The sequence below is a fragment of the Apibacter sp. B2912 genome, from assembly GCF_009827835.1.
Lineage (GTDB): Bacteria > Bacteroidota > Bacteroidia > Flavobacteriales > Weeksellaceae > Apibacter.
In genome coordinates this window covers 647,090-670,233 of the sequence record NZ_WINV01000001.1, presented here as the reverse complement: position 1 = coordinate 670,233, position 23,144 = coordinate 647,090, and the positions used below count along the sequence as shown (strand labels likewise).

At 31.2% G+C, this 23,144-nt stretch carries 26 protein-coding genes; 17 read left to right on the top strand and 9 right to left on the bottom strand.

Annotated features, from left to right (window positions below):
- Nucleotides 1-5: 5 nt before the first annotated feature.
- Nucleotides 6-275, bottom strand: a complete 270-nt coding sequence (locus GFV01_RS03100) for a hypothetical protein (protein ID WP_160564699.1) — start codon at nucleotides 273-275, stop codon at nucleotides 6-8.
- Between the two features lie 107 nt (nucleotides 276-382).
- Nucleotides 383-628, bottom strand: coding sequence for a hypothetical protein (locus GFV01_RS03095; protein WP_160564697.1), 246 nt, complete (start codon nucleotides 626-628; stop codon nucleotides 383-385).
- Between the two features lie 164 nt (nucleotides 629-792).
- On the opposite strand from GFV01_RS03095, the gene GFV01_RS03090 reads away from it, so the two are divergent.
- The gene (locus GFV01_RS03090; RefSeq protein ID WP_160556895.1) at nucleotides 793-1,920 is read left to right on the top strand and encodes a hypothetical protein; all 1,128 of its coding nucleotides are present in this window, start codon (nucleotides 793-795) and stop codon (nucleotides 1,918-1,920) included.
- Nucleotides 1,910-2,476, top strand: coding sequence for a hypothetical protein (locus GFV01_RS03085; RefSeq protein WP_160556896.1), 567 nt, complete (start codon nucleotides 1,910-1,912; stop codon nucleotides 2,474-2,476). The genes GFV01_RS03090 and GFV01_RS03085 overlap by 11 nt, the downstream gene beginning before the upstream one ends.
- Here the strand turns inward: GFV01_RS03085 and GFV01_RS03080 are convergent.
- The 3 genes from GFV01_RS03080 to GFV01_RS03070 are packed head-to-tail and all read right to left on the bottom strand — an operon-like array spanning nucleotide 2,443 to nucleotide 4,512.
- The gene (locus GFV01_RS03080; RefSeq protein ID WP_160564695.1) at nucleotides 2,443-3,012 is read right to left on the bottom strand and encodes a 5-formyltetrahydrofolate cyclo-ligase; all 570 of its coding nucleotides are present in this window, start codon (nucleotides 3,010-3,012) and stop codon (nucleotides 2,443-2,445) included. The two genes, GFV01_RS03085 and GFV01_RS03080, sit on opposite strands and share 34 nt — an antisense overlap.
- 3 nt (nucleotides 3,013-3,015) lie before the next feature.
- A complete protein-coding gene (locus GFV01_RS03075) occupies nucleotides 3,016-3,246 on the bottom strand; it encodes a ferredoxin (RefSeq protein ID WP_160556898.1) in 231 nt (76 codons plus the stop codon).
- Between the two features lie 24 nt (nucleotides 3,247-3,270).
- A complete protein-coding gene (locus GFV01_RS03070; RefSeq protein ID WP_160556899.1) occupies nucleotides 3,271-4,512 on the bottom strand; it encodes a U32 family peptidase in 1,242 nt (413 codons plus the stop codon).
- A gap of 184 nt (nucleotides 4,513-4,696) precedes the next feature.
- Between GFV01_RS03070 and yidD the strand changes: the two genes are divergently transcribed.
- Genes yidD through GFV01_RS03055 form a run of 3 tightly spaced genes read left to right on the top strand, consistent with a single transcriptional unit; the run spans nucleotide 4,697 to nucleotide 6,833 of the window.
- Nucleotides 4,697-4,936, top strand: a complete 240-nt coding sequence (yidD, locus tag GFV01_RS03065; protein WP_160541664.1) for a membrane protein insertion efficiency factor YidD — start codon at nucleotides 4,697-4,699, stop codon at nucleotides 4,934-4,936.
- A gap of 6 nt (nucleotides 4,937-4,942) precedes the next feature.
- A complete protein-coding gene (gene lgt, locus GFV01_RS03060; RefSeq protein WP_160556900.1) occupies nucleotides 4,943-5,797 on the top strand; it encodes a prolipoprotein diacylglyceryl transferase in 855 nt (284 codons plus the stop codon).
- Between the two features lies 1 nt (nucleotide 5,798).
- Nucleotides 5,799-6,833: a glutaminyl-peptide cyclotransferase gene (locus tag GFV01_RS03055; RefSeq protein ID WP_160564693.1), complete on the top strand. Its 1,035-nt coding sequence runs from the start codon at nucleotides 5,799-5,801 to the stop codon at nucleotides 6,831-6,833.
- Between the two features lie 97 nt (nucleotides 6,834-6,930).
- On the opposite strand, the gene lipA is transcribed toward GFV01_RS03055, so the two are convergent.
- Entirely contained in the window at nucleotides 6,931-7,788 is an 858-nt protein-coding gene (gene lipA, locus GFV01_RS03050; protein WP_160556902.1) for a lipoyl synthase, read from the bottom strand.
- A gap of 200 nt (nucleotides 7,789-7,988) precedes the next feature.
- Here lipA and GFV01_RS03045 point away from each other — a divergent pair, with 200 nt between their 5' ends.
- The 8 genes from GFV01_RS03045 to GFV01_RS03010 all read left to right on the top strand — a co-directional run bounded on the left by GFV01_RS03045 (nucleotide 7,989) and on the right by GFV01_RS03010 (nucleotide 16,139).
- Nucleotides 7,989-8,993: a MoxR family ATPase gene (locus GFV01_RS03045; protein ID WP_160556903.1), complete on the top strand. Its 1,005-nt coding sequence runs from the start codon at nucleotides 7,989-7,991 to the stop codon at nucleotides 8,991-8,993.
- Nucleotides 8,994-9,013: 20 nt separating this feature from the next.
- On the top strand, nucleotides 9,014-9,880 hold the full coding sequence (locus GFV01_RS03040; RefSeq protein WP_160556904.1) for a DUF58 domain-containing protein: 867 nt from the start codon (nucleotides 9,014-9,016) through the stop codon (nucleotides 9,878-9,880).
- Nucleotides 9,881-9,882: 2 nt separating this feature from the next.
- Nucleotides 9,883-10,797, top strand: coding sequence for a BatD family protein (locus tag GFV01_RS03035; protein ID WP_160556905.1), 915 nt, complete (start codon nucleotides 9,883-9,885; stop codon nucleotides 10,795-10,797).
- Nucleotides 10,787-11,788: a VWA domain-containing protein gene (locus GFV01_RS03030; protein WP_160556906.1), complete on the top strand. Its 1,002-nt coding sequence runs from the start codon at nucleotides 10,787-10,789 to the stop codon at nucleotides 11,786-11,788. The genes GFV01_RS03035 and GFV01_RS03030 overlap by 11 nt, the downstream gene beginning before the upstream one ends.
- Before the next feature lie 9 nt (nucleotides 11,789-11,797).
- On the top strand, nucleotides 11,798-12,811 hold the full coding sequence (locus tag GFV01_RS03025; protein ID WP_160564691.1) for a VWA domain-containing protein: 1,014 nt from the start codon (nucleotides 11,798-11,800) through the stop codon (nucleotides 12,809-12,811).
- 130 nt (nucleotides 12,812-12,941) lie between these two features.
- On the top strand, nucleotides 12,942-13,658 hold the full coding sequence (locus tag GFV01_RS03020) for a tetratricopeptide repeat protein (RefSeq protein ID WP_160564689.1): 717 nt from the start codon (nucleotides 12,942-12,944) through the stop codon (nucleotides 13,656-13,658).
- Nucleotides 13,658-15,484 (top strand): BatD family protein, encoded by a 1,827-nt coding sequence (locus GFV01_RS03015; protein WP_160564687.1) that lies wholly within the window; start codon nucleotides 13,658-13,660, stop codon nucleotides 15,482-15,484. The genes GFV01_RS03020 and GFV01_RS03015 overlap by 1 nt, the downstream gene beginning before the upstream one ends.
- Nucleotides 15,485-15,545: 61 nt before the next feature.
- Nucleotides 15,546-16,139, top strand: coding sequence for a MarC family protein (locus GFV01_RS03010; RefSeq protein ID WP_105296814.1), 594 nt, complete (start codon nucleotides 15,546-15,548; stop codon nucleotides 16,137-16,139).
- A 236-nt stretch (nucleotides 16,140-16,375) separates the two neighbouring features.
- Here the strand turns inward: GFV01_RS03010 and rnpA are convergent, their stop codons facing one another.
- Complete coding sequence (gene rnpA / locus GFV01_RS03005) at nucleotides 16,376-16,747, bottom strand: ribonuclease P protein component (protein ID WP_160564685.1); 372 nt, start codon at nucleotides 16,745-16,747, stop codon at nucleotides 16,376-16,378.
- A gap of 156 nt (nucleotides 16,748-16,903) precedes the next feature.
- On the opposite strand from rnpA, the gene GFV01_RS03000 reads away from it, so the two are divergent.
- The 3 genes from GFV01_RS03000 (at nucleotide 16,904) to GFV01_RS02990 (ending at nucleotide 18,612) form a co-directional block, all read left to right on the top strand.
- Nucleotides 16,904-17,317 (top strand): BrxA/BrxB family bacilliredoxin, encoded by a 414-nt coding sequence (locus GFV01_RS03000; RefSeq protein WP_160541676.1) that lies wholly within the window; start codon nucleotides 16,904-16,906, stop codon nucleotides 17,315-17,317.
- 1 nt (nucleotide 17,318) lies between these two features.
- Nucleotides 17,319-17,645: a DUF59 domain-containing protein gene (locus GFV01_RS02995; RefSeq protein ID WP_160564683.1), complete on the top strand. Its 327-nt coding sequence runs from the start codon at nucleotides 17,319-17,321 to the stop codon at nucleotides 17,643-17,645.
- A gap of 265 nt (nucleotides 17,646-17,910) precedes the next feature.
- Nucleotides 17,911-18,612, top strand: a complete 702-nt coding sequence (locus tag GFV01_RS02990) for a 16S rRNA (uracil(1498)-N(3))-methyltransferase (RefSeq protein ID WP_160564681.1) — start codon at nucleotides 17,911-17,913, stop codon at nucleotides 18,610-18,612.
- A 90-nt stretch (nucleotides 18,613-18,702) separates the two neighbouring features.
- On the opposite strand, the gene GFV01_RS02985 is transcribed toward GFV01_RS02990, so the two are convergent.
- Both GFV01_RS02985 and proS read right to left on the bottom strand, forming a co-directional pair.
- A complete protein-coding gene (locus tag GFV01_RS02985; RefSeq protein ID WP_255448933.1) occupies nucleotides 18,703-19,947 on the bottom strand; it encodes a 3-deoxy-D-manno-octulosonic acid transferase in 1,245 nt (414 codons plus the stop codon).
- Nucleotides 19,948-20,115: 168 nt separating this feature from the next.
- Nucleotides 20,116-21,588 (bottom strand): proline--tRNA ligase, encoded by a 1,473-nt coding sequence (gene proS, locus GFV01_RS02980; protein ID WP_185150314.1) that lies wholly within the window; start codon nucleotides 21,586-21,588, stop codon nucleotides 20,116-20,118.
- A 176-nt stretch (nucleotides 21,589-21,764) separates the two neighbouring features.
- Here proS and GFV01_RS02975 point away from each other — a divergent pair, with 176 nt between their 5' ends.
- Nucleotides 21,765-23,135 (top strand): hypothetical protein, encoded by a 1,371-nt coding sequence (locus GFV01_RS02975; protein WP_160564679.1) that lies wholly within the window; start codon nucleotides 21,765-21,767, stop codon nucleotides 23,133-23,135.
- Nucleotides 23,136-23,144 lie beyond the last annotated feature (9 nt).

The window sequence follows — 23,144 nt, the reverse complement described above, 5'->3', positions numbered from 1 at the left end:
ATTTTTTAGTTGCTTTCATCTAATGCTGAGCTGGGAGCAATTTCTTGCTGTGGTTGAGCATTCATGCCCGGGATAGCTGGATTGTTATTGTTCTTAAGGTTAGCAGAACTGTCTATAGGAGGTGCCGGCGCAATTTCTTGCTGAGGCTGAGCATTTAGACCTTGCACGGAATTTATTTCATTGGGTTTATTTTTATGATTATTTTCACATGCAATGAAGGAGCTAGTTATACTAAGTAACGTGATGGCAGTAAATTTTAAAAAATTTTTATTCATCACTTGGGGTTTTTTTTGTTAAGTTTTAAAAAAGTAAAAATTTACTTTCGGAAAAAAGGCTACAAAAAAGTTGTAACCTTTTGTTAATTTTGTTTAATTTAAACAAATTATTTTGCTTCTTCAGCTTTAGGAGCAGCAGCTTCTTCAGCTTTAGGAGCTTCAGCTTTAACTGTATCTGTTGCAGGAGCTTGAGGAGCTTCTTCAACCGCAGTAGAATCAACCGCTGGAGCAGCAGTTGCTGTAGAATCAGTTGTAGCAGCAGCATCACTACTAGCTTGTTTTTTATCACATGCGATGAAAGAAGTTGTTGCAATAACAGTTACAGCTGCAATGTTTAAAATTAGTTTTTTCATTTTTTAGTTTTTTTAATTATATATAATTTAAATTAGAGAAACAAAGATAGGAGAGTTAAACTTTGTTGCAAGATTCAAATGCTTGTAATATTTTTGTAAAAACTGTTTTTTGAATTTTACAAAAAATATATACTGATTATCAGTGTGTTAAAATTATTTTACAAATGAAGGGTCAGGAAAAAATACTTTTTGAGCAATTAAAAAAGGAGGTTACCCAAACCTTTTTAGAAGATTTTCCTACCTTAAATCCTGACATCTCAAAATGGAAAGGATTAGACATTATATATTTTCAAGAACATTTAAGACAGAAAGTTAGAGGAAACGTTAGCGAAAAATGGTTCTATACCTATTTTAAATCTTCATTTGAAAAATTACCCAGAATTGATATGCTCAATTTATTAACTCAATATTGTGGATATAAGAGGGGATGGACAGAATTTCAGGAAAAATATCAATCTAAAATATCTCAAGGCAATCTTAATTCACATGTGTCGAATGAGCCATTGATAAATAAAACTGTTGGAGGTGATAAAAAAAATTCATTAGAAAATGTAGAGGTAAAAACTAATGGTTATGATGATGAAGCTATACATACAGAATCTTTAGGCATAAACGTAACTAAAAATAAAAATCATTCGTTTGGCATTAAAAAATTAATATATATACTGTTAGGATTGATCGCATTATTAGTTGTGGTTTTTTCAATTGATAAATATTACGAATATAGAAATACCTTCAAATTTTGTTTTTATGATGCCGATAGAAGCTCTTTAATAAAATCCAAATTAGAAATAATTATCCAAAAAAATGGAGTATCTCCTGAATATTATACCGTTTCTAATGGTTGTTTTACCTATCGATCATCAACAGATACTCTCAAAATGACTATAAGTTCACCTATGTATAAAAGGGAATCTTTTGTAGTCGGACTTAAAGAAATAAGAGATAAGGGAGAAGAGAATAATAGAAACTTCAAATTGAGGCCTGATGATTATGCTATCATGTTATATTATTATTCAACTGGTGTAAATGATGCAGATGAAAATAAAAAATCGCAATTAATAAAACAAAGAAAAGAAGAGTTAAATAAATTAATTGCTGATGATGCACTTATTTATCAGGTTTACGATAACGAATTATTTGGTGTTGAAGTGCTGGATAAGAAAAAATACATTGACTTTATGACTACACCTACTACCTCACTCAAAAATTATATTCTGATTAACAGCCAGATTAATAAGAACAAAAAAATAGATTTAATAAAATTCAAAATACAAAAAAATGAAAAATAAGCATATAATTCAAATTATTATAGTTTTTCTGATAATAGGTTTTGTAGCTTGTAAGAAGGAAAAATATTACGAAGGAGAAAAAGATCCTATTAAAATAAAAGAATATAACAATAAAAATTATTATGCTTCTGAAAAAATGGATTCATTGGCAGTAATATCACATATAACAGAACAAAAGTTACAAGAAGTTTATGATTTAGCTATTTTAGCAACTGAAAATAAATCAAACAAAGAGATTGATACACTTATAGTTTCACAATTAAAAGGGTATTTTCCTAAAAAAGACACGGTGTATGTGAGTAAAATTGTGAATAATTTGGATTCTTTAAAGGTAAAATATGTTACAATTGAACTTGAAAAGAAAAAATCTGATACCACTACGATTCTTAATGATTCAATAGGAGTAGTACATTATAAGGTTCATTATTATAATAATAAGAAAAAATATTTCTCTACTCAGAGATCCCAAGCAAATTATATTTTAAAAAAGAATCCGGAAAAATTTAAATCGGAATTTAAATTTTACTTTACCTCAATTGGAAAAACCGAACAATAATTGGGAGTTATAATATAATCCAAAGGTATATCCGATCTTGAAATATCGTTAATTGAATCCAAGGGTTCAAAAAAAGAAAGTCCAACTTTAGTAGAGGAAAGGTGATTTATAAGGAAGTTGTCATAATATCCTCTACCATATCCTACGCGGTTTCCTAAAATATCATAAGCCAATAAAGGAGTAAAAATGCAATCTATATTCATAATCTGTATATTATCTTGATCTATCGGTTCAGGGATTCCCCACAAATTTTTTTCAAGTTTAGTTTCAGGAGTAAGTTCAAAATGTAATAAAGAATTATGATGTACTTTGGAGCAATAAACCTTTTTTTGATTAGCCCACAAATAATTTAGTATAAAAGAAGTATCAATCTCCTTTTTATCAGAAATAGTTAAGAAAATATGGTAAGAATTGTAGTCGGACAAAATAGAATTTTTCCACTGTAAAAAAATTTGCTCAGATTTAGATAATACCTGCTTTTTCGTAAGCATAGATCTTAACATTAGAAAATTCTTACGAGCCTCTTTTTTTAACATGAATCATATTTTTTTTACAGAAATAATTTTAACAGGACAGGCTTTAGCCGCTTTATCTGCAGCCTCAAAACAATAGTTATCAGGATTTTTTAAAGTGAAAAAACCCTTTTTTTCAATAGACCTAAGTAAAACAGATTTTCCATCTTTTTTAGACATGCGAAAATTTTCAGGATCAAACTCCGAACAATAATTGCATCCTATGCATTTATCTCTTTGCAATGTAATGATTACCATATTTTAATTAAAAAAATCGAAAATCTACGCTTTAACAACTTTATATAATTTATCGGACGGACGTATTTTAAAACCAATAGGTAAAGTAAGTATATCTCCCTTTTTAGCTTCCTGAGCGGGTATATCATCGACCATCATCGAAGAAACTTCAGCTTCTTGTGAACCGGTAGTAGGTCCCTGAATTAATATTTTATCACCAACATTTAAACTATAAGCCTCAATCTCAAATTCACCAATTTTAGTTTTAGGGTAAAAATGTCGACCTTTTCCAATATAAACCTTTTTTTGTGTAGCATTAGATCCCGGATTATCAGACCATTCCCCTAATTTTTGCCCAAGATAATAACCGCTCCAAAATCCTCGGTTATAAACAGTTTCTAACTTTTTCATCCATTCGGCTACAGCTTCTTTAGTAAAAGATCCAGAAGCAATGGCATCAATGGCTTCACGATAGCATTTAGTTACAGTAGCCACGTATTCCGGTGCTCTTCCTCTACCTTCTATTTTCAATACTTTTAACCCGGAATCAATAACTTGATCAAGAAAATCAATTGTACATAAATCTTTAGGGGACATCATATATTCATTATCGATTTCAATCTCAAAACCGGATTCTTGATCGATAACGGTGTATTTCTTTCTGCAATTTTGTTTACAAGCCCCCCGATTAGCAGAAGAATTATGAGAATGTAGACTCAAATAACATTTCCCCGATACAGCCATGCATAAAGCGCCATGTCCAAAAATTTCAATTTCAACTAATTTTCCACCCGGGCCTTTAATTTGTTCTTTATTAATTTGAGAAGTGATCTTTTTAACTTGGCTTAAGCTCAATTCTCTGCTTAAAACCATAGTATCGGCAAATAAAGAATAAAATTTTACCGTTTCAATGTTGGTAATGTTTATTTGAGTTGAAATATGAACCTCCATTCCAATTTGTCTTGCATATGCAATAACCGCTTGATCCATGGCAATAACTGCTGTTATAGAAGCAGATTTTGCTCGATCCAAGACAGTTTTTATTATGGATAAATCGTGATCATAAATAATTGTGTTCAAGGTCAAGTACGTTCGTACCCCTTTTTGAGAACATCTTTTGGAAATTTCTTCCAAATCGTCTAAAGTAAAATTAACAGATGAACGCGCACGCATATTTAATTGCTCGACTCCAAAATAAATTGAATCTGCACCATTATCCAAAGCTGCTTGCAATGATTCAAAATTACCTGCCGGACACATCAATTCTATCTTTCCACTTTCTGTCATTACTGAATTAAAATTTTACGCAAAAATAATAAATATAACCTATATAAAAAGAAGCCTTTATTTAGGTTGGTAAACCATGATTAAAACCTTTCAATATTTCCCGGTTAATTTTAGCCTGTTAAATATTTATTAACGCATAATATCATCTTAGAGAAAACCGTATCTTTGTAAAGAAATTGATATAATGATAAGGAAAATAGCAATATTCCCACTAGTTGTATTAATACGCTTTTATCAGATCGCTATATCTCCTTGGATGGGAAATAATTGCAGGTTTACTCCCACCTGTTCCGCATATATGTTGGAAGCATTAAAAATTCATGGACTGTTCTATGGATTTTGGTTGGGAAGTAAACGTATTTTTCGTTGTCATCCTTGGGGAGGAGAGGGGTACGATCCGGTGCCACATAAAAAACATAATTAAAACTAGATGAATCAACTTTTATATATTACTTGGGATCCGAGTTTAGGTATACATATAGGCAGCTTTACCTTAAGATACTACAGCTTGATGTATGTTATTGCTTTTGGCTTAGGTTTTTATCTCATGGAGTTTATTTTTAAAAAAGATAAGGAAGATAAAAAATTATTAGATCCCTTGTTCATCTATATGTTTCTGGCCGTTATAATAGGAGCTAGATTGGGACATGTACTCTTTTATCAAAAACAATTATTTATACAAGATCCATTAGCGGTTTTCTTACCCATACGAACTAAACCTCATTTTGAATTTACAGGCTATTCAGGATTAGCCAGTCATGGAGCTGCTATAGGAATTCTAATTTCTTTATATCTATTTACAAGAAAATATTTAAAACGAACTTTTTATTGGATATTAGACAGAATAGTTATTCCGGTTTCCATAGGAGGAATGTTTATACGTTTTGGAAATTTTTTTAATTCGGAAATTATTGGAAAGCCTTCTTCACTTCCATGGGCTGTACTTTTTATACAACAGGATACCGATGAATACGGAAGTATTGTTCCACGCCATCCCTCTCAATTATATGAAGCCTTTGGCTATTTACTTTTGTTTATATCCCTTATGTTTATCTATTTAAAAACCGATAAAAAGAAATATTCGGGTTGGATATTTGGGTATTTTTTAATTGTACTTTTCGGTATCAGGTTTATCGTAGAATTTTTTAAGGAACCGCAGGGAGAAGAATATATTAATTGGCTGGGATTAAATACCGGACAATGGTTAAGTGTACCCTTTATTATCGCAGGAATTTGCATACTAGTGACCGCAAAAAATAGGATTTATACATCAAAAGCAATATAAAATGAAAAATCTAATAACAAAATTAATACTATGTTTGCTGATTGATATAAGTATAGTGGGTTGTAAAGATCCTAAGAATATAAGTATTAGTACCAATTTCGATAAATTAGATGATAAACCCTTACACATAGGAGATAAATTACCTTTAGAATTTAATACACAAGATGGAATTATTGATTCGTATAGTATTAAGTTGAATAATCAAACATACGATAAAAAAAATATTACTTTAAATGAATCCAATGCTAAGTTGGGTACAAATTATATAGTACTCACAATCAATTATAACGGAAAATATAAAAAAGAAATTGATGCAACTTTTACCGTGTTTCCAAACGAAAAAGAAAAGGATCTACATTATAAATTGATCCAAGAATTTCCACACAATCCGGAATTATTTACACAAGGATTTATCTATAAAGACGGATGGATTACGGAAAGTTCAGGACTCTATGGAAAATCATTATTAGTTAAATATAAATTAGGCTCAACTTCTTACTCTCAAAGCGTTAAAATAGACCCTAAATTTTTTGCAGAAGGGTTTGCTTTGCTAAATGAGAAATTATATTTACTTACTTGGAGGGAGAAAAAAGGATTCATTTATAATGCATCAGATTTTAAACTTTTAAAAGAATTCAACTATCCGGGGACTTTATATGAAGGTTGGGGAGCAACAACCATAGGAGATGAAATGGTTGTTTCTGATGGATCTTCAGAATTAAAATTTTATGATAAAGATTTTAATTTAAAAAAGAGTATTTCAGTAATTGGTTATGAAAATATTTATTCTAGGATTAATGAATTGGAATACGCTAACGGATTTATTTATGCCAATGTTTTTGATGAACCGATCATTTTAAAAATTGATCCTAGTACAGGAATTGTGGTTGCTAAAGCAGATTTTTCGGATTTAGTTAAAATGAACCAAACCAATGAGGAGGCTGTTTTGAATGGGATTGCCTATGTTGATGGTGATACTTTCTTAATTACCGGAAAACTATGGTCTAAAATTTACAAAGTTGAATTTACGAAGTAAGTGAAATGATTTTTTAGTGGATCGTGATTATAGCTGAAATATAATTTTAGAAAAACACATCATTTCATACTCTATATACATTATCTTAAGGGGTTGTTTAATTTACATGTTTTTCAGCATGATAAGATGAACGAACTAGTGGACTGCTTTCAATATGTCTGAAATTTCCTAAACTTTTAGCGTAATCTTCATAATCTTTAAACTGTTCCAACGAAATAAATTCCTTTACAGGAAGATGCTTTTTACTAGGTTGTAAATATTGACCGATCGTGATTACATCAACTCGGGCGTCATGTATTTCTCTAATAGATTCATAAACTTCAGAAGGCTTTTCTCCAAGACCTAGCATAATTCCTGTTTTTGTTCTTCGTTGCCCTTGTTCTTTCATATATCGGAGAACTTCCAAACTTCGATCATATTTTGCTTGTATACGTACTTCACGGGTTAATCTCCTAACCGTTTCCATATTATGAGATATGACTTCAGGGGCAGCTTCCAGAATTCTATTTATATGCCTGTGAATTCCCTGGAAATCAGGAATTAAAGTTTCCATGGTTGTGCCGGGACTAATTCTGCGTACCGCTTTTACGGTTTCTGCCCAAATAATAGATCCCATGTCTTTAAGATCATCACGGTCAACGGAAGTTAATACCGCATGTTTAATTTTCATTAATTTAATTGAACGCGCAACTTTTTCGGGTTCCTCCCAATCAATTTCGGAAGGTCGCCCTGTTTTAACACCGCAAAACCCACAACTTCTGGTACAGATATTACCCAAAATCATAAATGTCGCCGTGCCTTCACCCCAACATTCTCCCATGTTTGGACAGCTTCCACTTTGGCAAATCGTATTAAGCTTATATTTATCTACAATTCCCCTAAGTTCTTTATAATTCTTACCGGAAGGCAGCTTAACCCGAATCCATTTAGGTTTTGTTATTGTTGACGAGTCCATAAAACAAATTTATATCGTACAAAGTTAGTAACTTTATTACGGATAATTATTTAAGCTATAAATATAAAAAAAATATAATTATATAATTATACTGCTATAAATATATAAAATTAGGAGTTTTAATATAAATTTTAACGATTTATTAGCAGCACAATTAGAATAAAATAGTGAACTTTGCAGCTAGCTAATTTTTAGAAAGCATGGAGTATACATCGACTTCCGAAGATATAAAAATTATTATTGAAAAAGTACGGGAAAAAAGCAAAGATTTTAGTTTGCTAAGTAAAGAAATAAATCAGGTGATCGTTGGTCAAAAATACATGATTAACCGCCTGTTAATTGGTTTATTAAGTAACGGTCATGTTTTATTGGAAGGTGTTCCCGGATTAGCAAAGACTTTGGCAATAAAAACACTTGCAGAGGCTCTTGATGGAGAGTTTTCTCGAATTCAATTTACGCCTGATTTATTACCTGCGGATGTTTTAGGAACCTTAATTTATAATATGAAAGAAAACGATTTTTCTATTAAAAAGGGGCCTATCTTTGCTAACTTTATTTTGGCAGATGAAATTAATCGTTCTCCGGCTAAGGTTCAATCAGCTCTGTTGGAAGCCATGCAAGAAAAACAGGTAACCATTGGAGATGAAACATTTAAATTGAAAGAACCTTTCTTGGTTTTGGCAACACAAAACCCTATCGATCAAGAAGGTACTTATCCACTCCCTGAAGCTCAAGTCGATAGATTTATGTTAAAATGCGTTGTTTCTTATCCTGATTTTGAACAAGAAAGAACAATCCTTAGACAAAATATTTCAGGAGAAAAACATGAGGTTAAGAAAATTATCACTTTAGAAAAAATATTTGAGGCGAGGGAGTTGGTGAAAGAAATTTACATGGATGAAAAGATTGAAAGTTATATCCTAAATGTGATATTTGCTACCCGTTATCCTGAAAAATATAATATGCCAAATCTTAAACCTTACATACTTTTCGGCTCTTCCCCTAGAGGCAGCATAAGTATGGCATTGGCGGCAAAAGCAAATGCTTTTCTAAACCAAAGAGGATTTGTAGTACCAGAAGATGTTAAATCCGTTGCCAAAGATGTCCTTCGTCATCGCGTCGGAATAACCTATGAGGCAGAAGCAGAAAATATAACTTCCGAGGATATTATTGATCAAATTCTCAATTCAGTAAAAGCTCCATAGTATTATAAAAAACAAAAAAATTGACGACAGAAGAACTTCTAAAAAAGGTACGGCTTATTGAGCTAAAGTCTAAAAGAAGAATTAATTCAATATTCTTAGGAGAATATCACAGTTCTTTTAAGGGCATAGGAATGACATTTTCAGAAGTTCGTCAATACCAATTTGGTGATGATGTCAGAAAAATTGATTGGAATAAAACAGCCCGTTTTAATGAACCTTTTGTAAAAATATTTGAAGAGGAAAGAGAAATGGTATCTATGATTTTAATAGATATTAGCGCCTCGATGAATTTTGGAACCAAAAAACAATTAAAAAAAGAATTGGTTGCTGAAATAGGAGCAACTCTTGCTCTTTCTGCCATTAAAAATAATGATAAGGTAGGTTTGGTTTTATTTTCGGATAAAATTGATTATTTTATTGCTCCCAAAAAAGGAAATGCTCATATTGTAAGAATCATAAAAACGATTTTAGAAGCAGAGCCTAAACATACTAAAACAGATTTATCGGTAGTTTTTGATTTTATTATAAAAACTATAAAAAGAAAATCTACCATTTTTCTTATATCTGATTTTGATGTCACCTATTTTGAAAGAAATTTACGGATATTGACTAAAAAGCATGATATTACAGGGATTCGAGTTTACGATCGTTGGGAGAAAATATTTCCCGATATGGGCTTAATTTATCTTGAAGATTTAGAGACAGGAAAATTGCAATGGGTAGATACTTCTTCAAAAACTGTTCGAGATAAATATTCAGCATATTATCAGCGATTAACTACTACAACAGAAAATGCATTTATTAAAAATGGTGCCGGTTTTGTAAATATTCCTTCCGAAGGTGATTATATAAAAATATTGTTTAATTATTTTAGAGGACATCATTAATTGTGAAGTTTAAAATTTTCATAGTATATTTTTTTATAGCAGCAATACTTATTCATGCACAAATCCCTGTTTCCAAAATTTCTACAGATTATATAAAATTTGGAGAACCTATTGTTTTAAAAATAACAGTTAAAACCGGTCAAAAGGATACCATAATTTTTCCAACGATTACAGATACACTCAGTGAAAAATTTGAAGTTTTAAGACAAAAAAAAGATACGTTAAGTAAAAACAATTCTATTTTTATAAATGACAGTATAATTTTTTCAGCTTATGAAGAAGGAACTTTTTCGGTTCCGCCTCAAAGAATTTTAGTCAATTCAAAAGAATATTTTACTCCTTCCTATAAAGTCACGGTAGCTCCTGTTGTTACGGATAGCGTAAAAACTCCTTTATTCGATATTAATAGTATTGTACAGATTCCTAAAAATGTATGGGATTATATACAGCCTTATCTAGGGTATGTACTAATATTACTTGTAATCCTAGTTTGTGTAATCATCTATTTTATAAGAAGAAAAAAGAAAAAATCGGAAACCTATAAAAGCGAACCGGATGTATTAGCCATTAAAAGATTGAAAAAGCTCAAGAAATCTAATTATATAGCTAAGGATTTATATAAAAAATATTATTCAGAATTAACATCCATAATAAAAGAATATATGGAAGCTCGTTGGAATTTTCCGGCAACCAAACTTTTATCTGATGATTTGTTGGAGTATTTAAAAAAAGAAAAATTGATAGATGAAAATGAAATTGAAAATCTGAGCGGTATTTTCAAAACTTCAGACTTGGCAAAGTTTGCGAAATATAAACCAACTCCGGAAGAAGCGAAATTACATATGGAAAAGGCAATTAATTTCATAAATCTTACTAAAACAGATTCACCTAAAATAAAGCTGCAAGATGAATCATAATATACTGTTTGGTTATCCTTGGATGTTGCTTCTTTTACTGGTAATACCCATTTTTATATATTTAAAATTTAGAACGAAAGCTAAGACAAAGGCCGTATCGATACCGAATGTCTCTGCTTTTAAATCTGAAAAAAATTATAAAACATATTTAAGGCCTTTATTATTTTGGATACGTTTGCTTATCCTAGCGCTCTTAATATTTGCCATGGCAAGACCTAAAGTTATAGGCACCTCGCAAGTTTACCAGAGCGATAAGGGAATAGATATCATGCTGACTGTAGATGTTTCTTTAAGTATGTTAGCAAAGGATTTGAATCCGGATAGATTATCAGCACTTAAAAAAGTCGCGCAGAAATTTGCATTAGAAAGATATGTTGACCGAATCGGGTTAATTGCTTATTCCGGGGAAGCACTTACTATGGTTCCTCTTACGGTAGACAGAAAAATTCTTATTCAACAAATTGAAAATCTAAGGACGCAAACATTGGAAGGAGGAACGGCTATAGGGGTGGGCTTAGCTACAGCTGTCAATCATCTTAAAAAAAGTAAGGCAAAAAGTAAAGTAGTTATCTTAATGACAGACGGAGTAAATAATGACGGATATGTAGAGCCAATTGTTGCAGCAGATATTGCAGCTGCTGAAGGAATTAAAGTCTATACCATAGGTATCGGTACTAATGGCTACGCACTTTTTCCTACTCAAATAGACCGCTTTACCGGAAAAATTTATTTTGAAAAACAAAAAGTGGAAATTGATGAAGATTTATTAAAGAAAATAGCCCAAAAAACAGGCGGAGCCTATTTTAGAGCTACTGACTCGGAAAGTCTTCAAAATATTTACAATAGAATAAATAAATTAGAAAAATCAGATATAAATGATTTAAAATATTATAATTATAAAGAGAAATATAGAATATTTCTATTTCCTGCATTAATACTTTTGTTACTAGAATTATTCTTAAGAGGCTTTGTAGTTAGAAGTATAAATTAAAAAGATATTATGAATTGGCAGTTTGAGAAAATATCATATTTTTATTTATTGTTATTCATACCCTTTCTATTATGGAGATTACTATATCTCATAAAATGGAAAAAGTCCAAAATAAATCAATTTGCTGAACCAAGTTTTCAAAAATTGATTTTTGAAAAGGAAAATTATTCAAAATTTATTTTAAGTAATATAGGAATAATTATAGCCTATATCCTGATGATTTTAGGATTAGCTAACTTTTTAGGAGGAACAGAGAAAAAAGAAGTAAAGAGTGAAGGTATTGATTTGGTTTTCGTAATAGATGTTTCCAAATCCATGAATGCAGAAGATATAGCTCCTTCGAGATTGGAAAAAGCCAAAAAAATTGTTTGTGATTTTTTATCTAAACTAGGTGGGGATCGAGTAGGAATAGTCGCATTTGCAGGAAATTCCTATCCCATTATGCCCTTATCTAGTGATTATAGCGTTGCTCAGCTCTACTTAAATGGTATTGATACTAATCTTATTACAACCCAGGGAACAAATATAGCAGATGCCGTTTTAAAAGCTTCTACTCTTTTATCTCAAACTTCCAATACATCCAAAGTGATTTTTATAATATCTGATGGAGAAGCCCATGAAGGAGATGTTAAACGGGCAATAAATACGGCAAAGAAAAATAAAATTTCCATATTTTCCGTAGGTGTAGGTACAACTCAAGGAGCCCCCATACCATTATTTTATGAAGGTAAATATTCAGAATACAAAAAAGATGATAAGGGAGATATTGTATTAACGAAATTGCAAGAAAGTACATTAAAACAATTGGCAGCAGGAACCGGAGGTAAATATTTCTATGGCGGTCATAATACAAAAGATGTTGTTACTAAGTTATTTAAATCCATGTCCACCTTAGACAAAACTAACCAATCCGTAAGTATTAATTACGACACAAAACAGTATTTTCATTATTTTATAGGAGCCGCATTTTTAGTTATTTTTATTGTTTCTTTAACAAATTATAGGAGAGATTTTATGATTTAATCTTAGTATCTTTGTTAAAATGTATTTAAAAAATAAATATTTAGTTATAATTTTTATTTCACTAATAAATATTTTTCAAGCTCAGACGAAAGCATCAAGAAAGCATTTATTAGAGGGTAATAATAAATATTTGGCTGAATCTTATAAAGATGCAGCAGCTAATTATTTAAATTCAATACAAGACGGAGAAGATTCATATAGATCTAATTACAATTTAGGAAATGCCATGTATAAATTAAAAAAATATGATGACGCATTGATTCAATATGAAAAATCACTCCAATTGGCAGCAAATCAGTCGGAAAAAGCTAATGCTTTATTCAATATGGGAAACAGCTATTTTCAAAAAGGAGAATATGAAAGAGCAGCAGAAGCGTTCAAAAATACTTTGAAATTAAATCCGAAAGATGATAAGGCGAGGTATAATTATACGATGTCAAAACAAAAAGTAAAAAAAGCTCAACAAAAACAAGAAGAGCAAAGTCGCAAAGATCAAGATAAGAACCAAGGAGATAAAGAAGATAAAAAGGATAATTCTCAGCAAAATGGAAAAGATCAGCAGAATTCATCCAATGCTAAAGAAGATAAAACAGATAATTCAACCGATAAAAAAGATAAAGACAATTCTTTAAATAATAAAGAAACACAGCCAAATAAAAATGAAAAAAATTCAATAAACAATCAGAAATCACAAGCAGATACAAATAATGCTAATCTGTCAGATGCCTCCAATCAACATTATGAAAATATTTTAGGAGCAATGGAAGAACAAGAAAAAAGAGCGCATCAAAAGATTATTAATAAAAGAGCTAATTCAAATCAAGGACAAAGTAGCAAAGATTGGTGATGAAGAAATATGTAATACTCTTTTTACTTATCTTTTTAAGCGGAATTTGGGCAAAAGCTCAGGTTTCTTTTCAACTCATACCCCAAAAAAATGAGGTAGGAGTCAATGAGCCTGTACGCTTACAATTTTTACTTTCCATTAAAAATGAAGAAATTAAAAATATGGGGCGTTTAAAATTACCTTCTTTTTCTAATACGCAGGTAATTGGCAGGCAGGTTATTCAGAACCAAGGCTTTGATGATGAAGGGAATAGTGTTTTTGAATATGGAATTGAAATTATATTAAGAGCTGTTAAAAAGGGGAATATCCGTATAGATGCCGCACAAATAACTGTTAATAATAGGAAATATGAGACCAAGCCCACCGTAATAACTGTGTCAGGAAATCCTATTGGAAGTGAAGATGACACAGCTTTTAATTCAAAATTAGGTGAAGTATTTCTTAAATTTAAAGTTTCAGAAAAGAATCCATATCAAAATGAAGGGGTAGTTGCGAATTTAAAATTTTATACTCGAAGGATTGAATTACTCAATAGTATGACCAATCTGGTTTCTCCGGATTGGCAGGGAATATTTGTACAACCGGTAAAAGAAAGAAGCAATACCTACGAACAGGAAATAATTAATGGTGAATCCTATTTTTCAAGAGTTATAGGGACTTATGTTATGTTTCCAACTCAATCGGGAACCCTTGTCATAAATCCGTTTACCTTAACATTAACAATTCCGGATGGATTTTTTGATGAACACGATTTAAATATAAAATCTGCACCGGTTACATTACAAGTTAAAAGACTTCCTGATAATGCTCCAAAAGATTTTCATGGGCTGGTTGGTCAATTTACTATGAGAGCTTCAGCAAACAAAAAAGATTTACAAGCAGAAGAAGCAGTAACTGTAAATGTAGAAATAAATGGTAAGGGAAATCTTACGCTTCTTAAATCTCCAAGACTTCTATTATCTGATGATATAGAACAATATACCCCTAAAAGTAAATTTGATTCAGAGGCAACCGTACAAGGCATAAAAGGAAAATTAAATACGTCTACCATATTAGTTCCTCAAAAAGAGGGTACTTATAATATAAATGTAGAATCAATTAGCTATTTTGATCCCATAGATGAGAAATATAAAAGTTTAATAGTACAGCCAATTCCTATTAAAGTATCAGCTAATACTTTAGCAAAAAATGATGAAAAAACCGGTACGGTCATCAAAAAGGACACGAGTGATGTCGACCAATATGATCCCAAATCTGCTATTAAAAATAAGGTCACTGAAGTGTTGAAAAGAGACCATAACAGCTTAGGAAAAATATTGATAATTATATTATTTACAGGAGTTATATCAATTATAGTTATTCTGGTAATTTGTATATTAATAATAAAAAGAAATAAAAAAAATAAGCTAAAAAAACAAGAAGAAGAACAATCGTTTGATTCATTAAATAAAGAAAAAAAATTTACATCACGTAATTTACCTTATACAAGCTCTAACATTACTAATGATTTTAAAAATGAATTATCACAATTAAATCATTTAGCACAAGAAGGAACAGATAAAAAAGAATTTTACATTCTTTTAGAAAAGACTTTGATAGAAGCAGCAAAACAATTTTTAAATTTAGAAAAAGATAGTTTTGTTTCTACTTCAGACTTAGAAGATGAATTAGCTCAGAGATTAGGAGATGAAATTTCAGAAGAATGGAAGAATATGGTTATTCAATCTCAAATTGAACGATATTCAAGCGTAACAGAACAAGAATCCCTAGAATCTGTATATACAAAAGCTAAAGACTTAATTAAGAAATTAAATATAAAAAAATAGAGCGCCTAAAAACTTTTTAGGAAATTTAATTAACAAAATTCTTTAAAAATATAATTATACTATGCCTTTACATTTTTCCATCCAGGAAATAGCAAGTTGTTTTATGGTTTTATTTGCCATTATAGATATTTTTGGCAGTGTTCCCGTAATAGTAAGCATAAAAAGTAAAGTCGGTTATCTTCAGGCTAAAAAAACAACATTGGTTGCTTGTGCAATCATGATATCCTTTTTGTTCGTTGGTGATAAATTACTAAAACTTATAGGAATTGATGTATATTCATTTGCTGTAGCAGGTGCTTTAGTTTTATTTGTTATTGCACTGGAAATGATTTTGGGCATTGAAATTAATAAAATCGATGAACCGCATTCTGCTTCCATAATTCCTTTGGCATTTCCTTTAATAGCAGGAGCAGGAGCTTTAACCGCCGTGTTGGCTTTAAAAGCAGAATATCATACGGAAAATATTATCATAGCCATACTTCTTAATATGGTAGTTGTATATTTAGTATTAAGATATTCGGGTAAATTAGAACAAATTTTAGGACAAGGAGTAATTTCAATTATGAAAAAAGTTTTCGGTATTATCTTATTAGCTATTTCCATTAAGTTATTTACTGCAAACATAACCTCTTTGTTAGAAAAAGTATCTCCTTAAAAAATAAGATCTCATTTTGTATATTTGTAAAAATATAAAGATGAAATATTTTTTAAATCTTACTCTTTTAGCTTTTGTCCTCTTAATAATTTTTAATGTAACGCAAATTAATTATAGTTATGGGGTAACTACCGATCCAAACGATAAATATTTTTATTCAATTTTATTTGCTATAGTAGGCATTTTAATAGTATTCATAATAAAAGGACTAAAAAAATTATCCCAAACCAAATAAATTAATCTGAAGATTTAATTTTTTCAAGCAATTTCAAATAACAACTCTCCAATTCTTTAAAGGCAGGTATTTTTTTGTCTTTACCATTATAGACAATCATTAGTAAATGAGATGTTGTAAAAGTGTTGTTTAGCTCATTTTTATGCAAGCGGAAACATTCACGCAAAATTCTTTTTACCCGATTTCTATCCACTGCATGTTTAAAAATTTTTTTAGAAACGGACACTCCAACCTTATGGGTTTCCAAAAATTCAGGAGAAGGACAATAAACCATAGCTAAAGGATATTTTTTATTCCACATCCCTTTTTCAAACAAATATTTAATAAGCTTATATCCTTTTAAATGTTCTTCTTTCGTATACTTTTGGTTCATATAATATGCATTTCATCACAATACCATTTCCAAAGATGATATTATTGAGACTTTTGATTACATAAAATTTCAAGAAATGTTTTGTCAAAGATAGGGCATTTGTAATAATCATAAACATTAATTAATTTTGTATAACAATAAAAACTAATATAAAATATGTATCCAGAAGAAATGGTTGCGCCAATGAAAGCGCAATTAACAAATAAAGGTTTTGAAGATTTAAACACATCAGAAAAAGTAGAAGAAGCATTAAAAAGACCCGGTACAACCCTATTAATAATTAATTCTGTTTGTGGATGTGCTGCCGGAGGAGCTCGTCCCGGAGTAATATTATCTGTAGAAGGCGAAGGAAAAAAACCGGATCATTTAACTACTTCATTTGCAGGATTTGATGTGGATGCAGTTAAAACCGCTAGAGAACATCTTGCCCCTTTTCCACCTTCATCTCCGTCCATAGCACTTTTTAAAGATGGAGAATTGGTTCATTTTCTAGAAAGACATCATATTGAAGGTCATTCTCCTGAAATAATTGCTGAAAATTTAAAACAAGCATACGCTGAATTTTGCTAACATGTCTTTAAACGAAGAACAAATACAATCCCTTTCCGAAAAAATTGTAGAAAAATTAAAAACGGTTTACGATCCTGAAATTCCCGTGGATGTTTATGAACTAGGATTAATTTATGATATACAGATTAGTACAGATGGAAACGTGGAAATATTGATGACCTTGACAACCCCTAATTGTCCCGTGGCAGAAACATTACCCATGGAAGTAGAAGAAAAAATCGGTGCTATAGATGAAGTAAAAGAAGTAAATGTAAAAATTACTTTCGAACCAACTTGGGATAAAGATATGATGAGCGAAGAAGCTAAATTTAATTTAGGACTTTTATAGCATCATAAGACAAAAGCTAAGTAACTAAACTCTAGTAAGTAAATGATAGTAAAGGACAGATTTAATTATATTAATCTGTCCTTTTTTCCTAAATTTAAAAAGTAGTGGAATTGAATAAATTTAAGTGATAATAGAAAAGTGAAATTTGAGATTATGTTGAAATTGAAGCAAATGGTTAAAAAATTTATACAACTTTAACTCAATAAATACTATCATCTCAATTCACCGGTAAATAATTACATTTGTTAAATATAAGATTGATCTCATGAGATTATTTATAGGAGAGATATATCCGAATGAAGTACAACTAAGGGAAGAAGAAGAACACCATATAGTAAGAGTGTTGCGAATGAAAGAAGGAGATATGGTCTATGTGACTAATGGAAAAGGAGCATTAATAAAAGGACAATTATTAATAACAGGAAAGAAAGTTAAGGTTCAAGTAATTGAAACTTTCACCCATTCAAATAGAGGACAAAATGGATTACATATTGCTATTGCTCCAACCAAAAATATAGACAGATTTGAGTTTTTTGTAGAAAAAGCAGTTGAATTAGGAGTATCTAAAATTACCCCACTTTTATGTACTAATTCAGAAAGAAAGGTTTTAAATACGGAAAAAATCAAGAAACAAATTGAAACCGCCTGTAAACAATCTTTGAGAATAAATTTTCCTGAACTCTATCGATTAACTCCTTTGAAGGATTTTATACAATCTTCGAAAACAAAATTATACCTTACCCATTGTTATAAAGAATATGAGAAGATCACTTTAAACGAAACGTTAAACAGAGAAAAAGAAATAACCATAATGGTTGGACCGGAAGGAGATTTTTCTAAAAAAGAAGTAGAAGAGCTTTATTCTTTAGGTTCTATAGGGGTTAGTTTAGGAGAGAATCGTTTGAGGACAGAAACTGCCGGAATTTTCATTGCCTCCAGTTATTATTTTTTTCACAACCAACCATAAACGGAATCATTAAAATTTATATGATCAATTTTTTATTGACTATAATTTTAAATAAAATGTTATGACCTATAAAATTAAGTTTTAAGTCCATTATTGTAAGTGAACCAAATAATCAACAATAACTTGAACCGAATCAGGTTTACTAAAAACATATTCGCGAGCTCTTTCACCCATTCTATACCTTTTATTTGTATCTGTAAGTAATTCAACGAGTTCTTCATTAAATTCATTTTGATTGTGAATTACTTTTGCTCCTCCATACTGGATTAATTCTACGGCCTCGATAAATTTATCATAAATGGGTCCGAATAAAACAGGAGAAGCAAAAACAGCCGGCTCCAATACGTTATGTACCCCTTCTTTACCAAATGCACCTCCCACATAAGAAATATCGGCATAGGAATAAACTTTCGTCAATATACCAACCGTATCTAAAATTAGTACTTGATAGTCTGCAGGATAGGTGTGACTTAATTCTGAAAATAATACCGTTTTAGGTAATAACTCCGCTTTTAATTTCTGAAAATATTCATGATTCATATTATGTGGAGCTATAAGTATCTTACAATTCATAAAGAAAGAAGAATTAATAAAGTTTTTTAACAGCGTATCATCTTCTTTCCATGTACTTCCTGCAACAATTATGGTGTTAGTTCCTTTAAACAAAGACAACCAGCTTAAGTGGTTATTCTGTTTACTTAACATTTTAACTCTGTCAAAACGTGTATCACCTGAAACCGTTACTTGTTGAATGCCGATGGAATTCAATAATTTTTTTGAATTTTCATCCTGTACAAAAAAATGAGTTACTTTCTTTAAAATCGATACAAACCATTTTCCGTTAGGCTTAAAATATATCTGGTCTTGACGAAAAATACTTGAGATAAATAAAGTAGGTATTTTTTTTGCCGCAAGTGCTTGCAATATATGATACCAAAAATCATATTTTACAAAAATAGCACAGCTTGGATGTAAGAGTTCAATTAACTGATTGGCATTTGATGGAGTATCTAAGGGAATGTAAAATATAAGATCGGCTATGCAATTATTTTTAACCACTTCATATCCGGAAGGAGAAAAAAAACTAAGAGCAAATTTATGTTTTGGAAATTTTTTCTTTAAAGCAGTTAACACAGGAAGTCCTTGTTCATATTCACCAAGAGATGATGCATGCATCCAAATCACTTGATCCGTTGGTGAAATTTTATTTTGTATTTCCGAGAAGACATGAGTCCTTCCTTGTACCCAAAGTCTTGCTTTAGGATGAAATAAAGAAGCAATCTTCATTCCTGCTCCCATGAGTTTAATGCCGAAAGAATATAAAAATGAATTCAAAATTTATCTGTTACTGTTATTTAAAAATTTAACTTTTTTCAAAACACTAGTTTAAAAAGAATTGCCTTAATTCAATTAAGGCAATTTTTATTCATATTTGAGTTGAAAAATAAATTAATATTTGAAAATAGTACAAATATCTGTTCGATAAAAAGTACTATAGATTAGTTAGTAAGCTCTTGCAAATAAGACTCTTCTTTTAGAAGGATTCCCTGAATATATACATACTCCCTCTTCCTCTTTAGCATCTAAAGGGATGCAACGAATGGTTGCTTTCGTTTCAGCTTTTATTTTTTCTTCTACTTCTAACGAACCATCCCAATGAGCAGAAATAAATCCGCCTTTTTCGTCCAATACTTTTTTAAATTCTTCGTAAGAATTTACTTCGGTAATTAAAGAATCTCTGTGTGATTTTGCTTTATTGAAAATATTTTGTTGAATTTCTTTCAATAAATCTTGAATATGTTCAGCTAAACCATCTACAGAATGTTGATGCTTTTCTAAAGTATCTCTTCGAGCTATTTCAACTTGTTTATTTTCAAGATCCTTAGGGCCAATGGTAACCCGAACCGGTATGCCTTTTAACTCATATTCATTAAATTTCCAACCCGGTTTATATTCAGTTCTATCATCAAATTTAACACTAATTCCCAACTTTTTAAGTTGAGAGATAAGTGCATCTGCTAATTCAGAAATTGCATTTAATTGTTCTTCATTTCTATGAATAGGTACAATAACTACTTGGATTGGAGCTATATTGGGAGGAAGTACTAACCCATGGTCATCGGAATGAGACATGATTAAAGCTCCGATTAGACGTGTAGATACTCCCCAAGAGGTAGCCCAAACATATTCTTGTTTACCCTCTTTTGATTGATATTTCACATCAAATGCTTTGGCAAAATTCTGACCTAAAAAATGAGAAGTTCCGGCTTGTAACGCTTTACCATCTTGCATCATAGCTTCAATACAATAAGTTTCTTCAGCACCTGCAAATCTTTCCGCAGGAGATTTTACCCCTTGAATTACAGGTATACCCATAAAGTTTTCAACAAAATCGGTATAAACATTTAACATTTTTTCAGCTTCTTCAATAGCCTCTTCTTTGGATACATGGGCGGTATGTCCTTCTTGCCATAAAAATTCAGCAGTTCTTAAAAACAATCGAGTTCTCATTTCCCAACGAACTACATTAGCCCATTGATTAATTAAAATAGGTAAATCCCTATGAGATTTAATCCAATTTTTATAAGTATTCCAAATTATGGTTTCAGAAGTTGGTCGAACAATCAATTCTTCCTCCAATTTGGCATCCGGGTCAACAATCACTCCCTTTCCGTCAGGAGAATTTTTTAATCGATAATGAGTAACCACAGCACATTCTTTGGCAAAACCTTCCACATGATCCGATTCTTTAGACAGATAAGATTTGGGAATAAACAAAGGAAAATAGGCATTTTCATGTCCGGTATCTTTAAACATTTGATCTAATTGACGTTGCATTTTTTCCCAAATAGCATATCCATAAGGTTTTATAACCATACATCCTCTAACCCCGGAATTTTCAGCCATATCGGCTTTTATTACCAGTTCGTTATACCATTTACTATAATCTTCTTCTCTTGATGTAAGTGTTGCCATAATGCTTTTCTACTGTTTTAAACTTTTCTGTAATTATAACTGTCATAATTATTAAGATACTTTGTCACATTACTATTGCAGCAAAATAAGTATTTCTTAATTGGTACGACTTTTGCGAATTTAAAATGATTCAAGAACAAAATTATAATAAATATATAAACTACTAAAAAAATATCATGAAGAATATCAGTTGTAATTTAGGACGAGTTTTCATGAAAGTTGGTACTCTCTTATGGGTGTCGGTTTTTTTAACATCATGTTATGTCGGCCAATCTTCATATGCCGGTGAGGATAGTGTATATTATTCAAACAAGACTCGAAAAAATAATAAACAAAAGTCTTATGATTACGTATATGATGAGGGTACAAGCTCATCCAATTCATATTCAGACAGTCAAGTTAGAATAGGTAAAAAATATATTGACCCAACTTCTAATGCCAGTGATTTATTATACGATGATGATTATAACAAAAGTGATGCTTCTTCCAATACTGTCAATCGCTACAGTGATGATATCAATCAATCCTATTCCAATAATTATAACAGAGACGGTTGGGGAGATGATGGCGGAACTGTAGTTAATAATTATTATTACGGAGGTTACAGTCCTTATTATTCCTATTATTGGGGCTCACCCTATTGGGGATGGAGAAGTTATTGGAGTCCCTATTATGGATGGAATTGGGGCGTTTCAGTAGGCTGGGGCTGGGGATGGTCCGGCTGGGGATGGGATTATCCTTCATATTGGGGTCCATCCTGGGGTTGGAATTATCCGGGTTATTGGAGGCCTCATCACCATTATTGGGATAATGGTTGGTGTTGTTCAAGATATTATGCTAATTACGGATCAAGATCATCCTATTTGAATAGTTCAAGAGGAAACTCATATATTTCAAGATCTTACGGAACATCTCGTTCAAGACAAATACAAGACATTCAAAGACAAAATAGTAGAAATACCATCATTTCGGGAAGCCGAAGCAATGGGATAAGTAATTCAAGAATCAATAGAGGTTCTACATCTACTATTTCAAGAAACAATGAAAGTGGAAGAAACGGTTCAATTATAGGCGGCTCAAGAGCTAATGCCGCAGTTGTTACTCCCGAAAATTCAAGAAACAATTCCGGGGCTGTAATTGGAGGCTCAAGAAATAATACGATAACTAATTCAGAAGGATCAAGATCCACAGGCGTCATTAGAGGCTCCAGAAATAGTGTAGGTACATTGGAAGGATCAAGAAATCAAGTGGGGATCGGAAATTCCGGAACCGGAAGAGAATCATCCAATTCAGGTACAATAAGAGGATCTAGAAACAGTACAGGAATTATGGGAGGATCCAGAAATTACGAATCAGGTTCTTCTAGAATATCTTCACCAAACTATCAAACCCCAAGTTCAAGCAGTCGCGAAAGTTCTCGCGGATCTATAATTGGAGGAGGTAATCGAGGCTTTGGAGGAGGTTCCATAAGTAGTGGCAGCCGTGGCGGCTTTGGAGGAGGCTCCTTGGGAGGTGGTCGCGGAGGCGTAATAGGTGGTAGAAGATAATATATAATA

Bases quoted from the DNA above. Each gene is read 5' to 3' on its own strand.
- proS (WP_185150314.1), bottom strand. From the start codon at position 21,588: ATGGCAACACTTACATCAAGAGAAGAAGATTATAGTAAATGGTATAAC.
- yidD (WP_160541664.1), top strand. From the start codon at position 4,697: ATGATAAGGAAAATAGCAATATTCCCACTAGTTGTATTAATACGCTTT.
- lipA (WP_160556902.1), bottom strand. From the start codon at position 7,788: ATGGACTCGTCAACAATAACAAAACCTAAATGGATTCGGGTTAAGCTG.
- GFV01_RS03090 (WP_160556895.1), top strand. From the start codon at position 793: ATGAAGGGTCAGGAAAAAATACTTTTTGAGCAATTAAAAAAGGAGGTT.
- GFV01_RS03000 (WP_160541676.1), top strand. From the start codon at position 16,904: ATGTATCCAGAAGAAATGGTTGCGCCAATGAAAGCGCAATTAACAAAT.
- GFV01_RS03095 (WP_160564697.1), bottom strand. From the start codon at position 628: ATGAAAAAACTAATTTTAAACATTGCAGCTGTAACTGTTATTGCAACA.
- GFV01_RS03055 (WP_160564693.1), top strand. From the start codon at position 5,799: ATGAAAAATCTAATAACAAAATTAATACTATGTTTGCTGATTGATATA.
- lgt (WP_160556900.1), top strand. From the start codon at position 4,943: ATGAATCAACTTTTATATATTACTTGGGATCCGAGTTTAGGTATACAT.
- GFV01_RS03045 (WP_160556903.1), top strand. From the start codon at position 7,989: ATGGAGTATACATCGACTTCCGAAGATATAAAAATTATTATTGAAAAA.
- GFV01_RS03085 (WP_160556896.1), top strand. From the start codon at position 1,910: ATGAAAAATAAGCATATAATTCAAATTATTATAGTTTTTCTGATAATA.
- GFV01_RS02995 (WP_160564683.1), top strand. From the start codon at position 17,319: ATGTCTTTAAACGAAGAACAAATACAATCCCTTTCCGAAAAAATTGTA.
- GFV01_RS03080 (WP_160564695.1), bottom strand. From the start codon at position 3,012: ATGTTAAAAAAAGAGGCTCGTAAGAATTTTCTAATGTTAAGATCTATG.
- GFV01_RS03070 (WP_160556899.1), bottom strand. From the start codon at position 4,512: ATGACAGAAAGTGGAAAGATAGAATTGATGTGTCCGGCAGGTAATTTT.
- GFV01_RS03010 (WP_105296814.1), top strand. From the start codon at position 15,546: ATGCCTTTACATTTTTCCATCCAGGAAATAGCAAGTTGTTTTATGGTT.
- GFV01_RS03025 (WP_160564691.1), top strand. From the start codon at position 11,798: ATGAATTGGCAGTTTGAGAAAATATCATATTTTTATTTATTGTTATTC.
- GFV01_RS03030 (WP_160556906.1), top strand. From the start codon at position 10,787: ATGAATCATAATATACTGTTTGGTTATCCTTGGATGTTGCTTCTTTTA.
- GFV01_RS02975 (WP_160564679.1), top strand. From the start codon at position 21,765: ATGAAGAATATCAGTTGTAATTTAGGACGAGTTTTCATGAAAGTTGGT.
- GFV01_RS02990 (WP_160564681.1), top strand. From the start codon at position 17,911: ATGAGATTATTTATAGGAGAGATATATCCGAATGAAGTACAACTAAGG.
- GFV01_RS03100 (WP_160564699.1), bottom strand. From the start codon at position 275: ATGAATAAAAATTTTTTAAAATTTACTGCCATCACGTTACTTAGTATA.
- GFV01_RS03015 (WP_160564687.1), top strand. From the start codon at position 13,658: ATGAAGAAATATGTAATACTCTTTTTACTTATCTTTTTAAGCGGAATT.
- GFV01_RS03075 (WP_160556898.1), bottom strand. From the start codon at position 3,246: ATGGTAATCATTACATTGCAAAGAGATAAATGCATAGGATGCAATTAT.
- rnpA (WP_160564685.1), bottom strand. From the start codon at position 16,747: ATGAACCAAAAGTATACGAAAGAAGAACATTTAAAAGGATATAAGCTT.